The following is a 13,971-nucleotide window of genomic DNA, read 5'->3' as shown; positions in this document are numbered from 1 at the left end:
CCTGACCGGTCAGACGCCCAGCTCGTCGCAGAGACTTTCGTAGCGATACAGGTAGTCGGGTGTCGCGCGCTGATCGCCCAGGCCCACGGTGTCGAACTCGTCCAGGCCCTGATCGGCCGCGACTCCCAGCGTGCGCAGTGCGTCGTTGATATCCGCGGCCGGGCGTACGGGTCCGCCGTCGATCGAGACGACGGCGGCCTGTCCTCCCGTGCCTCCGTGGTAGTCGGTCACCACCAGAGCGAAGGTCGGCGCCGGTCGGGTGGTGATCTCGGCTGCCAGGACACCGATGACGTTCTCGGTGGGGAACAGCAGTTCACGCGCATTCGGCGGGCGCTCGAAGTCTCCTTCGAGTCCGAGTTTCGCCTGCCGGTATGCGGTGTAGTCGGGGGTGATGTGGAACAGGGTCAGGTCACCTTTCAGCGGCACTGGAACCAGATCCCATCTCTGGACCGCATCGTCGTGGTACGGGCCGGTGAGAATCAATGCGGTGATCGCGTGTGGCACCCGTGCACCCTAGCGCCGACTCCGACTCGGGGCCTAGTTGTAGGCGGGTAGTGAAGCGAAATGCGTTCTCGCCGAACAGATGATCCGCACCGGCGGCGCGCCCGTGTCCGACACGGGGCCCGGCGGCGGGCGCGCGCCGGCCGGGCTTGCGGGTGACGTTACGTCATATGCCAGGCTCGCTGTTATGCCTGGTAGTGACGCATCGGAATGGTTCGCGGTGGGTGCGGCCGCGCGGCGGTGCGAGACCACCGTGCGCACACTCCAGTACTACGACCGGATCGGGCTGCTGGTCGCGGAGCGCGACGAGAGCGGCCGCCGCCGTTACGGCCCGGAACACCTGGATCGGCTCCGCCGCATCCAGTTGCTGACCAGTGCGGGGCTGCGGCTGGACGAGGTGGGTCCGGCGCTCGATCGGCAGTCCGGCCTGTCGATGGTCGAGACCTACAGCGAACAGGTCCGGCTGCTCGAGATCGCGGAACTGCGGTTGCGGTGCCAGCGGATAGTGCTGGCCGCGGTGACGCGGGTGTTGCGGGACCATCCCGAGGCCCGGGTGCCGGCCGGGGTCGTCGCCGCCACTATGAGCCTCGACCGCACCCTGCTGCGTCATCCGGGCGTGGAGAGTCCGGACGCGCACGCCCCCGCCGGCCTCCTTATCGATGTGGAGCGGGTGATCGCCACCTATTTCGCCTGGAAGGCGTCTGCCGTTCAGGCGCTGTTGCTGGCGGAGAACGGGATTCCGGCCGATTCGTTCTCGGGTCGCCGTCTCGGCCGGGAGTGGCGGGCGAGCACCGAGTACGCGCTGCGCGATCAACCCGCCGGAACCGGTGATCTGTACCAGGCGATGGAACGGTCCGATGACCGCTGGCCCCCGGAAGACCGTGTGCTGCATCAGAAAACGAAGGGTTTCCTGGATCAATGTCTACTCGTCGCGCGGCAGGACTGACCACCGTTGCCGTCGCCACCGCGATCCTGTCCTGGCTCATCCTGCGCGACACCGCGCCGGTCGGCCATTTCGACTCCGCCGAGGCCAAGGATCGCTACCTGAGGGCCTACGACGAGGCGATGCGGAAGATGCCCGCCCCGCAGCGGGTTCTGGATGTGCGGACCGGCTACGGGATCGTCCGCGTCTACCGATACGCGGGGCCGGAGGCGGCCGGTGACCGTGAACCCTTCCTGCTGCTGCCCGGAACACGTTCGGGCGCACCGGTATTCGCCGGCAATATGGCCGGGCTGCTCGCTCGGCGTTCGGTGTACGCGCTGGACCTGCTGGGCGAACCCGGCCTGAGCGTGCAGGACCGTCCGATCGAAACCCACGCCGACCAGGCCCGCTGGCTGCACGAGGTCCTGCTCGCGCTGCCCGAACCGGGATTTCACGTACTCGGCCTCTCGATCGGCGGCTGGACCGCGGCCAACCTCGCCGTCCACGAACCCGGGAAGATCGCGAGCCTGATCCTGGTCGAACCGGTGCAGACCTTCGCCGGTCTCTCCACCGAGCTGATCGTGCGGTCGATTCCGGCGAGTGTGAGCTGGTTCCCGAAATCGTGGCGGGACGGTTTCACCAGCTGGACCGCCGGCGGCGCCCCGGTCGCCGACGATCCGGTCGGCCGGATGATCGAGGCCGGAATGTCCACCTACACGATGAAACAACCCCGGCCCGGCCGGATCGACCCCGACCGGCTCCGAGCGCTGGAGATACCGGTTCTGGCGATCATCGCCGGCGACTCGCCGATGCACGACAGCGCCGCCGCCGCCCGCACCGCCCGAGACGAGCTGCGTCACGGCACGGTGCTGGTCTACCCGGGCGCATCCCACGCGATCAACGGCGAACAACCGGAACGGCTCGCCGCCGATATCGAGGACTTCCTCGCCCGCTGAGCGACCGGGCCGGGCGATCGGCGGCCGGAAGGTCCGGTGGTCAGCCGCTGATCCGGTCGAGTGCCGTCCGGGTGTCCAGGTCCGCGTAGGCGGCCGAGTACCGCTGGGCCAGGGTCAGCGCGATATCCGAGCGCTGCCATAGTTCGCCCGCGCTCGCGGTGCACAGCCACAGGGTGAGGCCATGTGCCACCGAGGCGCGGTAGCGCAGCCAGATCTCGTCGGCGCCGGGTAGTTCGGCGGCCGGAAGGGTGAGGGCGTCGCGGTATTCGGCGAGCAGTGCGTGTTCGTGGTCGCGGCGGTCGGCAGTGGTGAGCGCGCCCTGGAGGAAGTAGCCCACATCCAGCGACCAGTTGCCGCGGCGCACGACCTGCCAGTCCAGGAACCCGACTTCGCCGTCGGGCAGGACGTAGGTGTTGCCGATGTGGGGGTCGCCGTGCAGGAGGGTCTGCGGTGTGGTGGTCAGCGTCCGGATGTAGGGGGTCCAGATCTCGGCGACCAGCGTTGCAGCCGACAGCGAGGAGATCGCCGGTGGGGCGTCGGGGCCGAGCCGGTCGAATACCCGCTCGATCGGAGCGGCGTCCATGGCGCCCCAGGGCCGGAAGGGTTCGAGCCAGTCCAGACCTGGTTCGCGCAGTACGCGCTCGCCCCAGAAGCGGCCGTGCAGCCGGCCCAGCGCGCGTACTCCGGCGGCTGCCTGCTCGACCGTCATAGGTTCGGTGGCGTCGCGCATATCGGCGCCGCGAAGGGCGAGGTCCTCCATCACCAGGCAGAAGCTGTCGTTGCCGGTGTCCATCAATGCCGCGTACACGAGGGGGTAGTCGACCGGCAGGGTGACACCGGCCCCGAACAGGCGCGGCTCATGGAACAGTCCACTGGTGAGTTTGTGCAGCGCGACGTGGGCGGGATCGGAGGCCTTCGCGAAAACCGTGGCGGGTCCGGTGCCTTCGGCGTAGCTCAGGCCCAGCCGCACGCGCCGGTTCGTGCCGTCGTCGCGCAGATCCACGGTCACCTTCGCGACTTCGGCGCCCGGGTGGTGCTCGCTGATCGCGGCGGTCATCCATTCCGGGGTGATATCTCCCCAGTCCCGCGGCACGGCCATTTCCGATCGAATCATTGCCGACCCCTTCCGTTCCAGATACGACACGGTCCGTGTCGTATCTGGTCGGTAACGTACCTCGAGCCGCCGCGGGATGGTGCCCGAATCGGGTGATCCGGTCTCCGGATCGCCCGGCCGTCGCAATCCCTTCCGCGCCGCGCATAGGCTCATCCCATGTCAGAAGCGCGCGGCGGCCGACCCCGCGATACCCGCCTGCACCAGCGCATCCTGGAGGCGACCCGGGAATTGCTGGCCACCGGTAGCTATGCCGAGCTCTCCATGGAAAGCGTCGCCCTACGAGCCGAGGTCGGGAAGAAGACTCTGTACCGGCGCTGGCCGTCGAAAGCGCCGCTAATCGCCGAGGCAGTGCTGGACGCCTACGGGCGCGGCGGCTCCTTCGCCGTCGCCGATACCGGCGATATTCGCGCCGACCTGCGCGCATGGCTGACAGAGCATGCGGAATTCCTCGCCGAAGCGCCCAATGCCACCTTGATGCGGGCCGTGATCGCCGCCGCGGCCGCGAGCCGCGCGGACGGCGACGCCCTCGATGTGCAGCTCAGCGTCCCGCAACACGAGGGGCTGCGTACGCGGCTCCGGCACGCGGCCGCCCAGGGCGAGATCCGCGGCGGCGCCGATATCGATGCGATGGCGGACGCGTTGATCGGAACCCTGCTCCTGCACGCCCTGTCCGCGTCCGGGAACCGGCGCGCCGCAACGGGGTTCGAGGGACTACTCGACGCTCTGCTCGACGGCGTCCGCACACCCCCGGCATAGCGGATCGCGCCCGGTACGCTCAGCCGAACGGCCACCACCAGCGCCGGCGGCGGGGGTGACGAACGGTGATAGCGGCGTGCTCGGTACGGCCGCTGATCCGGAGCCGGGGCATTCCGGCTGCCGGTGGGACCGCCTGGTTCTTGATGCGGCCCCATTCGGTGACCATATCGTCGAGGTCGATGATCCAGCCCTGCGGTACCACGAACTCGACGCCGCCGTGCTTGGTATCCACTTCGACCAGAATCTCCCGGGACCGCAGCACGGCGGTGCCGAAATCGAGTACCACTCTGCCGTGTTCGGAGTTCACGACGATATGCGGCGGCACCAGCCAGGTGCCCTGCCGCACCAGTTTGCTGCCCTTCGATCGCAGTACCAGGCGGTCGGCCGTGCCACCGTGGGCGACACGTGACAGATCGGCGGTGAGCACCTCGAGTTCGGGCCGGGTTCTGCTGGAGTACACGGCGGCGAGCCGCTCATCCAGTTCGCCGAGGTCCAGCCGTCCATCGGCGTGCGCCTGCTGGATGAGCGCGGCGGCGTTCTCGCGTTCGCTGTCGGTGGCGCGCACCGCCGGGAGATTCTCGGATGGTGGCTCGACCGTCATATTCGTCACGATATCCCAGGGCCGATTCCGGCCGCGCCACTCCGGCCCGCCGCGGTGCCGGGGCCGGTGCGAGCCCGCGCCGCGGGTCGGGCTCCTATCGCCTGCGCTATCAGTACATCGGCTTCGCAGCCCGGTGAGTGCGGGTCGAAGCCGTGTCCGGCCGTTCTTCTACGGGGGCCATCATCGGCCGCCGACCGGCCGTCTCACCGGGCTCGCCGTGGGCCGTGCGGCCGGATGCGGAAGCTGGTTCGCCAAAGTGCTTGGACTGTAACGATTCCCGGTAGCATGCGCCATCATGTCCACTCTACGAATGCCGGGCCCGGCCGCAGCGGGCCGAAAGGGACACAACGAGATGCAGCGTGGGGGAGCCGCGCGTTGAGCAACACCGTTCCACGTCCGCAGGGGGAATTCCCGACCGCCCAGAAGTGCCCGGTATCGGCCGATTCGCAGATCCGGCTCGACACCCCGGCGTTCGCGGCCGATCCGCACCGCGCCTACGCGGCTATGCGGCATCACGGCCCGTTGGTGCCGATCGAGCTCGCTCCGGGTGTCCCGGCGACGCTGGTGATCGGATACCAGGTCGCCATGCAGATCCTCAACGACGAACCCCATTTCCCCGCCGACCCCCGGCGATGGGAGAAGAACGCCCCGGCCGATTCCCCGATGGTGCCGATGCTGGGCTATCGCCAGAACGCGCTGCGCACCGCGGGCCTGGAACACGAGCGGTACCGGCGCACCATCATGGCGGCGCTGGAGACCGTCGATATGCACCGGGTGCACGATGCCGTCGCGCGGGCCGCCGAGACGCTGATCAACGATTTCTGCGAGCGCGGTTCCGCCGACCTGCAAACGGATTACGCGTATCCGCTGACCTTCCGGGTCATCAGTGAGCTGATGGGGTTCCCCGAGGACGCCGCGGCCGAGGCCTATCACGGGATGGCCGCGATGCTGGAGGGGGTGGGCGCCGAGGAGGGCCAGCAGCGTTTCGTCGCGGCGCTGATGGGAGTCGTCGAGCAGAAGCGGACCGATCCGGGCGACGATCTGACCTCGGAGCTGTTGCAGCACCCGGACCGGCTCGATGCCATGGAAATGGTGAACCAGGCCGCGCTCCTGTTCTCGATGGGTACCGAACCGACCTGCAATCTTATTCTCAACGCGCTGCTGCAGCTGATGACCGACGAACAGTACGGGGGCGAGGTCCTCAGCGGCGCCATGGCCACCCGCGACGCCATCGACGCGGTGCTGTTCGAGGACCCGCCGCTGGCGAACTGGTGCGTGAGCTACCCCCGGCAGCCGCAACTGGTCGGTGATGTGTGGCTGCCGTCCGATCAGCCGGTGGTCATCAGTCTGGCAGCGGCCAACAACGATCCCGGCGTCGCCGGCGGTGACCGCCGGGGCAACCGGTCGCATCTGGCCTGGGGCGGCGGCCCGCACGGCTGCCCGGCCCAGACCCTCGCGCAGACCATCGCCGCCCAGGGGATCGATCTGCTGCTGGACGCCCTGCCCGATATCCGGCCGAAAGTCGCGGCGCGGGAACTACCTTGGCGGCAGGGCCCGTTCCACCGTGCCTTGGCGTCGCTGCCTGTCGAGTTCCCGCCCTGCCCGCCCATGCGGCTGGCCTAGGCCCGAAGGGGTGCCGGTGGTGGGCGTGGTGCCCGCCACCGGCAGAGCCTCGGTCAGCGGGTGAGGGTGAAACCCTCGTAGTCGTCGGCGGCGACCTGATCGCATTTCTCGCGATACGCGCCCACACCGCCGATATAGGCGTACATCACCCGCGGCTTTCCGGGGACATTCGATCCCACATACCAGGAGTCCACCTTCGGATACAGCGTCAGATCACCGGCCTCGCCGACGTGGCGGGTCCACTCCTGCGCCGCGTCGTCCCGGGCCTCCATGGTCGTAGCGCCCCGGGACCGCATCACCTCGATCGCGTCCGCTATCCAGTCGACATGCTGCTCGATGGACACCAGCATGTTCGACAGGACCGCCGGGCTACCCGGACCGGTGATCGTGAACAGGTTCGGGAAGCCCGACACCGCGAGTCCGAGGTAGGTGACGGGCCCGTCGGCCCACTTCTCCCGCAGTGTCGCGCCACCCCGCCCGCGAATATCGACCGCGTCCAGTGCACCGGTCATCGCGTCGTATCCGGTGGCGTAGACGATGTCGTCGAACTCGAAACTCTCCCGCGTCGTCTCGAGCCCGGTCTCGGTGACCGCGGTGAGCGGGGTCGCGGAGACATCCACGAGCCGGACATCGGGCCGGTTGAAGGTCGCGTAGTAGTCCGTTCCCAGCACGGGGCGTTTGACCCCGAAGAGCCCGGACGGCTGCAGTAGCCGGGCCACGTCCGGATCGGTCACGATCTCGGCGATGCGGTCGCGGATGAATTGAGCGGCGGTCTCGTTGGCGGCTTCGTCGAGGAGGGTATCGGTGAACCCGGTCAGCATGCTGACGAGTTCGCTGTCCTTGTCTTCCCATACCGCCCGGTAGAAGGCATTGCGCTCGTCCTCGCTCACCTCGAGCGCGCCCTTGGTGGCCTCGGGCCGCGCGATCCCGAACGATGATTCCCGGTTGGCCTTGCGCACCTCGCGATAGCGGGCTTTGATATCGCGCTGGAATTCGGGATCGATCGTGTGATTGCCGGCGGGCAGGACGTAGTTCGGGGTCCGCTGGAAGACGGTGAGCTCGCCGGCCGCTTCCGCGATGAGCGGAATAACCTGCACCCCCGAGGAACCGGTGCCGATCACCGCGACCCGCCGGCCGCTGAAATCGACCTCCTGCTCCGGCCAGTGGCCGGTGTGGAAGCTGCGGCCCCGGAACGTCTCGATACCCGGGACCTCCACCATCTTCGGGGCCGACAGGCACCCTGTCGCCATGATCGCGAACCGCGCCGAGACGACCTCGCCCTGCTCGGTGGTGATCCGCCATCGCGCGGTGGCCTCGTCGTAGACCGCGGCGGTGACCCGGGTCCGCAATCGGATGTCCTCACGCAGATCGAAACGGTCCGCGACGTGGTTGATATAGCGGAGCAGTTCCGGCTGCGGCGGCAGCTTCTCCGTCCACTCCCACTCCTGTTCGAGCTCCGGATCGAACGAGTAGTTGTAGTACATGCTCTTCACGTCGACACGCGCGCCGGGATAGCGGTTCCAGTACCACGTGCCGCCGAGTCCGGCACCCGCCTCGTACACCTGTACCGAGAGGCCGAGTTCGCGCAGCTTGTGCAGCATGTACAGGCCGGCGAATCCGGCTCCGACGACGACTGCGTCGATCTCGCGAGCCTCCTGCCCGGTCGAGAGTGCGGAATGCTCCGCGGTCGTTGTCATCGTGGGACCTGCCTTTCCAAGAGTCGCCGTGAGCGGGACACAGCGGTTCGGTTCGACTACGTGGCGAGTCGGCAGTTACCTGGTCGTGCGGAGAGGGGCACGGGACGTGACGGCCCGGCGTCGTCGACGATGGCATCGCGGAAGTTCTCGCCCCTCCCTCATATCGCTGCAGCTCGGCTGATGTCACGAGTTCATCGGTGCGCGAACGAGACCCGCCGGGCGTCAGTATTCCAGACTGTTACCGGTTGCAGTTTGTCGGAACATCGTTGCGCGCGTTGGCTTTCCCGCAACTTTTGCGGAAGCCGCCGATCTCGTGCTCGAGTAGTTCGGCCAGCCGCAGCGGAGTGCGGTCCTCGAACATCGGGCCGATGAGCTGCACGCCGACCGGCAGGCCGTCGGGGGACGTCCCCGTGGGTATCGCGGTGGCGGGCAGGCCGGGCATGGTGGCCATACCGGCCCAGACGAGCTGGTCGAAGTACGGGTAGCCGACGCCGTCGATATCGATTCGCCGGTCCTCCAGCCCGCCGGTGTGGTCGTGCGGGAAGGCGGGTGTGGGCGTGATGGGGCACACCACGGCGTCGAACTCGGCGAAGAGCCGCCGCCAGCTTCGACGGTGGAGTTCGCGATGGTGGTTCGCCTCGACCCAGCCGCGGTGATCGAGCACCATGCCGCGCAGCCGCGCCGCGTCGAGGCCGCGATCGTCCGCGCCCAGGGTGGCGGCCCGGCTCCGCAGCTGTTCGTAGTCGTCGGCGGGCAGGCTCGCGGCGGCGTTCGAAAGCATGAGCAGCAGGTAGATCGTCGCCGCTTCGGCCGGGTCGGGCAGCAGCGCACTGTGGCGTTCGACCCGGGCGCCCGCACCGGCCAGCGCCCCGGCGACCCGGTTCACGCCTGCCCGGACCGCCGATCCGGTCGGGATGAGCGGATGGTCCTCGACGACCAGGACCCGGAAGTCCGGCAGCCGCTCGTGGCGCGCGGGCGGCAGCGCGATGTCGTAGGCGAGGCCGTGGGTGAGCGGGTCCGGACCGGCCATCACATCGAGCAGCAGGGTGAGGTCGCGGGCGGTGCGCGCCATCGGGCCGACGACGGCGAGGTCGAGATCGATCGGCAGAGCAGGCCCGGGCGGGGCGGCCATTCCGCGGGCCGGCGCCAGCCCGAGCGTCGGCTTGTGCGCATAGACGCCGCAGAAATGCGCCGGGGTGCGCAGCGAACCGGCGAGGTCGGAACCGATGGACAGCGCGCCGAATCCGGCCGCCAGGGCCGCCGCCGAGCCGCCGGACGACCCGCCCGCTGTGCGGCCGGGGTCCCACGGATTGCCGGTGGTCCCGTAGATCTCGTTGAAGGTCTGGATATCTCGCAGCATCACCGGCACATTGGTCTTTCCGAGCACCACCGCACCGGCCGCCTGCAACCGCGACACCTGCACCGCGTCCTCGGCCGGTATGTGGTTCGCGTGCTGCGGTATACCCCAGGTGGTGGGCAGCCCGGCCATATCGTAGGACTCCTTGACCGTCACCGGAATACCGAGCAGCGGCCGGTTCTCACCACGGGCGCGGGCCCGGTCGGCGGCGCGTGCGGCGGTCCGGGCGCGGGCGAAATCCGGTACACAGATCGCGTTGATCGCCCTGTCGTCGCGCTCGATACGGGCGATCGCCTCCTCGGTCAGTTCCACCGATGTCACGTCACCGGCGTGCAGGGCGGCCGCGAGCTCTTCGGCCGAATGAAAACTCCAATTCATGAAATCGGACGCTATTTGCCTGCCGGTGGGGGCATAAAATATGGCTTCGCACAATGGAATGTCCGAAAGGGTCGCGGGCGCCCGCGCATTCCCCGGCCCGGTTCCGACTACGGACGCCGCATCCCAGGTCACCGCCTCGGAGGCGGTACGGGTCCATCGGTGCGGGGCATGCGACTACCGTCCTGCGCAACGCGAGGGATATCTCATTGCTCCGGTGCCGCCGAGTGGTTTCACTTCCCGGGCCCCAGCGCCGGTTGGTCGCTGTATGCCACGATATGAATCACCACCGGCGGTTGTGGCCGGACACCGTCGACGGCCTCGAATAGACCAGGAGGACCTCGGTGCTGTCGCCGCGAGGGAGTGTTCGATGACAGAGTTCTCGGATCGCCTCGCCCGGTGGTGTGGGGTCAGGTGCGAGCAGGTGCGGGCGGTCGAGTACCGCACCCCGTCCACCGAGTCGATCTTCTCGGTCGGCACCACCCTCGAGTTCGGTGACGGCACCGTCCTGGACGCGCAGTTCTGGCGGTTGACGAAGAACGGCCGGCCCGAGGTGAGCATCTTCGATCATCGACGCCGGTACGGCTTACCGGCACCGATCGACGCGGTGGACGTTCTGCGCGCGGAGCTCGCCGGCAGCCGGCTGGTGGCCGCCGAGATGGACCGGACCACCGCGGATCTGCGCTTCCTGTTCGAAGCCGAACTGAGGCTGGAAGTCTTCAACTTCACCGGCTTCGAGATCTGGGAGCTGAGGTTTCCCGACGGCACCGGCCAGGTGTCGAACTACGCCCTCGACGATTGACGGAAGGCGTTTCTCCCGGTCGAACGCGGTGGTTACCAGATATCGGCCCAGACCGGCCGTTTGGGGATGTCGAACAGTGCGCGGCCGGTTGCGGCGCGGTCGGGCGAGCGGACGAATGAAGTGCTATTCGGTGCCGAGCGATTCGGCCAGAATTTCGGTGACCCGCCGGATCTCGTCGCAGGGCGCGGGTGCCTGGGCCGGAACGGCCGGCAGCGTCATGATGCCCACCCGGAAGATTCCGTCCGCCGATGCGACCGCCGCCGAACATCCGCCGGTACTCGCCGGAGTCCGATACAGCACCGCCTCGCGCCCACCGATCGGGTCCGAGCCGAAGATCTCGTGCCCGGAGTTCCTCCGGATATCGTCGAGTGTCAGATCGCTCGATGTCACCGATACCGCGCCGGTGGGGAGCTTTTCGCCGTCGACCAGGGTTTCGCGCCAGAATTGGCAGCCGATCTCGGTGAATACACCGACGCTTTCGGTGGTGGCCCGCTCCCGGCTGCCGGGGTCGAATCCGGCCTCGGTGACCAGGTCGTCGCCCACGCTCACACAGGGATCGAACCGGACCGGTTCCGCGCCGGTCTGCGCCGGAGCCGGGGGGACACTCACCCGCACGGAGACGCCGGCCTCCGAAGTGGTGCTCCCCGGAGCCCCTGCCGTCGCCTCCTGCTCGGCCGAGCCACCAGAGCAGGCGGCCAGCACCAGCACACTCGCCGCCAGGCAACCGGCGGCGGAAATCGTCTTTATCATCGAAACCCCGAACATCGACCCAACTGTCCGCCCCCCTCGGGTACAGACAATCACCAGCAACCGGCATCATGGCACAGTCCGGGCCCGGCCGCGCATCCGGCCACCACGCAATCGGGCCCCGGATTCCGCCGATCCTGCCGCTGGAGCGGGCGGGTTCCGGCCGGGACCTCGCGCGAGAAGTCCTGACCGATCCGAGGCAGGGCCGGAGTGGTGAATACGGGGCGGGCCCACCGGTTCGACGACCCCTGCCCCGCGCCGGGCAACCAGCGGCGAGGATCGCCGGGCGGCCGACGGCGCCGTGTCTCTTGTCGTCGAAAGTTCATGAGAAACAGCAGTTTTCATCGCTACCGTGGATCTATGAAGAAGGTTGTCGCAGCGGTGGTCTCGATGGGCACGCTGCTGATGATCGCGGTGCTCATCGTGGCGGGCCCGGGGCCGGCGCTGCGACTCCTGATCTTGATCGCGCTTGCGCTCGTCGCGCTTCTCGGCGTGGGATTCTTGGGCCTGCTCGCGGGCATCGACCTCCGAACCCCCTGGATACGGCGTAGATTCGTCGGCACCGACCGATGGAAGCTCGGGGACGAAGACGGGACGGATACGGCCAGCCAATCGCGTTTCTGAGCTCCCGAGCGTCGAGTTCGCCGGGACGCGGTCGTCGCCTCCGGTGTGCGGGCCGCCCCGGTGACAGTAAGCCGCGACTATTCGGCCGAGTGGTAATTCCGTTGACTTATCGCGCCGCACCGATGAGGGTTCGACGTCGTGAACGAACCCCGGCAGTCCGTCTCGCTCGAAGAGCTCGACGAGGACGGGCTGTATCTCCTGCTGGCGGCCGCGGTCGCCGGTGCCGATCCGCTTGAGGTGATGCCCCCGGTCGACGGGCCGCCCGGGTGGACACCGGAGCGTAGACGGGCGTTCGTCGAATTCCACCGTGGTCGTGCCCTGCATCCCACCCGGCCGATAGAACGAACCTTCACCATCACACTGGATGGGACGGTGATCGGAGCCGCCCGGCTCGAACCGCACGGTGACCAGGTCGAGGCGGGCATGTGGATCGGCCGCCCCTACCGCAACCGCGGCATCGGCCGCATCGTCACCACACAGCTGCGCGGATTCGCCGCCGCGAACGGCGCCCGCCACATCACCGCCGCTACGACGCTCGGCAACACGGCTGCTCGCCGGCTCATCGACACGACGCTGCGTGCCCGCGTGCATATCGACAACGACAACGACCAGGTCACCGGGGTATCCGACCTCGACTGAGGTGTCGGCACCCGGCCGGGCGGCTATCCGGCGAGCATGGCCGCGGCAACCCGGTCGGCCGAATCGTCGCGTAGCGCGGTGCCCATGTCGTCGAGGACGAGCAGCCGCGCGCCGGGGATCTCGGCGGCCAGCGCCGCACCGTTGCCGACCGGGAAGAACGGGTCGGCGCGACCGTGCACGACGAGTGTGGGCACGTCGAGCTCACCGAGCCTGTCCCGCCAGCGTGGGGCGCAGTCGAGCCGGGAGAACACCATCCCGAGCTGGTTCGCCTGATGCACGGCGGGATCGCTCGACGGTGTCCGGTCCCAGATTCGGGCCGCCGTTGCCCGCGCCTGCCGCGGATCGTTGCCCATCGGTCCGGCGCTCTCGGCGGCGAACGCCGCGACGGCCTCCCGGTCGGCCCAGTCCGGCCACGGGCGCGAGAACAGCGGGCCCATCACCGCGCCGTCGTGGTCGGGCAGATCCGCGTCGACCGGTCCCGGCGCCACCGGCCGAGTGCCGACGAGGGTCAGTGCGGAGAACAGGTCCGGGTGATCCAGCGCGGCGACCTGGGCGATCATCCCACCGACGCCGATGCCACCGAGATGGGCGGTCCGGGCACCGAGCACTCCGACCAGAGCGGCCGCGTCGGAGACGAGATCCCGCAGGTCGTAGTCCGGATTCTCCGGGTCGAGTGTCGTCGAGGCGCCAGAGTCGCGCAGGTCGTAGCGGACAACGCGCCGCCCACCCGACGCGAGCCGCTCACACAATGCGTCGGGCCAGGACAACATCGTTGTGCCGCCCGCCAGCAGCACCAGCGGATCGTCGTCCCGGCCGAAGCTCTGAACGCCCAGATCCACACCGTTCGCCCGTACCGAGGTCATATCCGATCGAATCGATCCCGTCATACCCGGACTCCCGTCTGTCGGCACACCCAACGGTACCGACGACGAATTCGCCCGAGAATCATCGGTGTAGCCGAGAGCGCGGGCATATCGAACGTTGCCGGCGGCTGTGGCAGACAACCAGGTGCGCTGACCGGATCGAGGTAGGTACCCACCTGGAGGTCGCGGCGAACTCCTCCGAACTGGTGACATCCTGTTCACTGGTGGCGTGACATCTCGCGATATGTCGCGCCCGGCGCGCCTGCATGTTCACCGCGTCGTTTCCACTGCGCTGGCGCTGTACAGCGATCACGCGCTGAATGAGCTCGTGGACGCGTCCAGGCCGATGGGCGCCGGAATCGGCGGGAAGGCGGCGCTGCTGAAGGTCGCCGGA

14 protein-coding genes are annotated in these 13,971 nt (G+C 68.6%); 7 read left to right on the top strand and 7 right to left on the bottom strand.

Annotated elements, in window-relative coordinates:
• Nucleotides 1-9: 9 nt before the first annotated feature.
• Complete coding sequence (locus ACWDU1_RS17990) at nucleotides 10-504, bottom strand: hypothetical protein (protein WP_449999800.1); 495 nt, start codon at nucleotides 502-504, stop codon at nucleotides 10-12.
• Between the two features lie 184 nt (nucleotides 505-688).
• Between ACWDU1_RS17990 and ACWDU1_RS17985 the strand changes: the two genes are divergently transcribed.
• Both ACWDU1_RS17985 and ACWDU1_RS17980 read left to right on the top strand, forming a co-directional pair.
• Complete coding sequence (locus ACWDU1_RS17985; protein WP_449999799.1) at nucleotides 689-1,447, top strand: MerR family transcriptional regulator; 759 nt, start codon at nucleotides 689-691, stop codon at nucleotides 1,445-1,447.
• On the top strand, nucleotides 1,420-2,379 hold the full coding sequence (locus ACWDU1_RS17980) for an alpha/beta fold hydrolase (protein WP_449999797.1): 960 nt from the start codon (nucleotides 1,420-1,422) through the stop codon (nucleotides 2,377-2,379). Before ACWDU1_RS17985 ends, ACWDU1_RS17980 begins: the two co-directional genes overlap by 28 nt.
• 40 nt (nucleotides 2,380-2,419) lie before the next feature.
• Here the strand turns inward: ACWDU1_RS17980 and ACWDU1_RS17975 are convergent, their stop codons facing one another.
• Nucleotides 2,420-3,493: a phosphotransferase gene (locus ACWDU1_RS17975; protein ID WP_449999795.1), complete on the bottom strand. Its 1,074-nt coding sequence runs from the start codon at nucleotides 3,491-3,493 to the stop codon at nucleotides 2,420-2,422.
• 156 nt (nucleotides 3,494-3,649) lie between these two features.
• Here ACWDU1_RS17975 and ACWDU1_RS17970 point away from each other — a divergent pair, with 156 nt between their 5' ends.
• Entirely contained in the window at nucleotides 3,650-4,249 is a 600-nt protein-coding gene (locus tag ACWDU1_RS17970) for a TetR/AcrR family transcriptional regulator (protein ID WP_449999793.1), read from the top strand.
• A 19-nt stretch (nucleotides 4,250-4,268) separates the two neighbouring features.
• On the opposite strand, the gene ACWDU1_RS17965 is transcribed toward ACWDU1_RS17970, so the two are convergent.
• Nucleotides 4,269-4,850 carry a DUF1707 SHOCT-like domain-containing protein gene (locus tag ACWDU1_RS17965; RefSeq protein WP_449999791.1) on the bottom strand — a complete coding sequence of 194 codons (582 nt, stop codon included), beginning with the start codon at nucleotides 4,848-4,850 and terminating at the stop codon, nucleotides 4,269-4,271.
• 375 nt (nucleotides 4,851-5,225) lie between these two features.
• On the opposite strand from ACWDU1_RS17965, the gene ACWDU1_RS17960 reads away from it, so the two are divergent.
• Nucleotides 5,226-6,473: a cytochrome P450 gene (locus ACWDU1_RS17960; protein ID WP_449999790.1), complete on the top strand. Its 1,248-nt coding sequence runs from the start codon at nucleotides 5,226-5,228 to the stop codon at nucleotides 6,471-6,473.
• A gap of 53 nt (nucleotides 6,474-6,526) precedes the next feature.
• Here the strand turns inward: ACWDU1_RS17960 and ACWDU1_RS17955 are convergent, their stop codons facing one another.
• Both ACWDU1_RS17955 and ACWDU1_RS17950 read right to left on the bottom strand, forming a co-directional pair.
• Entirely contained in the window at nucleotides 6,527-8,170 is a 1,644-nt protein-coding gene (locus ACWDU1_RS17955; protein ID WP_449999788.1) for a flavin-containing monooxygenase, read from the bottom strand.
• 238 nt (nucleotides 8,171-8,408) lie between these two features.
• A complete protein-coding gene (locus ACWDU1_RS17950) occupies nucleotides 8,409-9,905 on the bottom strand; it encodes an amidase (RefSeq protein ID WP_449999786.1) in 1,497 nt (498 codons plus the stop codon).
• Between the two features lie 367 nt (nucleotides 9,906-10,272).
• Here ACWDU1_RS17950 and ACWDU1_RS17945 point away from each other — a divergent pair, with 367 nt between their 5' ends.
• Nucleotides 10,273-10,704: a hypothetical protein gene (locus tag ACWDU1_RS17945; RefSeq protein WP_449999784.1), complete on the top strand. Its 432-nt coding sequence runs from the start codon at nucleotides 10,273-10,275 to the stop codon at nucleotides 10,702-10,704.
• Between the two features lie 123 nt (nucleotides 10,705-10,827).
• Here ACWDU1_RS17945 and ACWDU1_RS17940 read toward each other — a convergent pair whose 3' ends face one another.
• Nucleotides 10,828-11,454 (bottom strand): DUF3558 domain-containing protein, encoded by a 627-nt coding sequence (locus ACWDU1_RS17940; RefSeq protein WP_449999782.1) that lies wholly within the window; start codon nucleotides 11,452-11,454, stop codon nucleotides 10,828-10,830.
• 357 nt (nucleotides 11,455-11,811) lie between these two features.
• On the opposite strand from ACWDU1_RS17940, the gene ACWDU1_RS17935 reads away from it, so the two are divergent.
• Both ACWDU1_RS17935 and ACWDU1_RS17930 read left to right on the top strand, forming a co-directional pair.
• Nucleotides 11,812-12,075 carry a hypothetical protein gene (locus tag ACWDU1_RS17935; protein WP_449999780.1) on the top strand — a complete coding sequence of 88 codons (264 nt, stop codon included), beginning with the start codon at nucleotides 11,812-11,814 and terminating at the stop codon, nucleotides 12,073-12,075.
• A 138-nt stretch (nucleotides 12,076-12,213) separates the two neighbouring features.
• Nucleotides 12,214-12,714, top strand: coding sequence for a GNAT family N-acetyltransferase (locus ACWDU1_RS17930; protein ID WP_449999778.1), 501 nt, complete (start codon nucleotides 12,214-12,216; stop codon nucleotides 12,712-12,714).
• A 23-nt stretch (nucleotides 12,715-12,737) separates the two neighbouring features.
• On the opposite strand, the gene ACWDU1_RS17925 is transcribed toward ACWDU1_RS17930, so the two are convergent.
• On the bottom strand, nucleotides 12,738-13,601 hold the full coding sequence (locus ACWDU1_RS17925; protein WP_449999777.1) for an alpha/beta fold hydrolase: 864 nt from the start codon (nucleotides 13,599-13,601) through the stop codon (nucleotides 12,738-12,740).
• Between the last annotated feature and the right edge of the window lie 370 nt (nucleotides 13,602-13,971).

Source organism: Nocardia sp. NPDC003345 (assembly GCF_053589395.1).
This window is presented reverse-complemented; position numbering and strand designations above follow the sequence as displayed.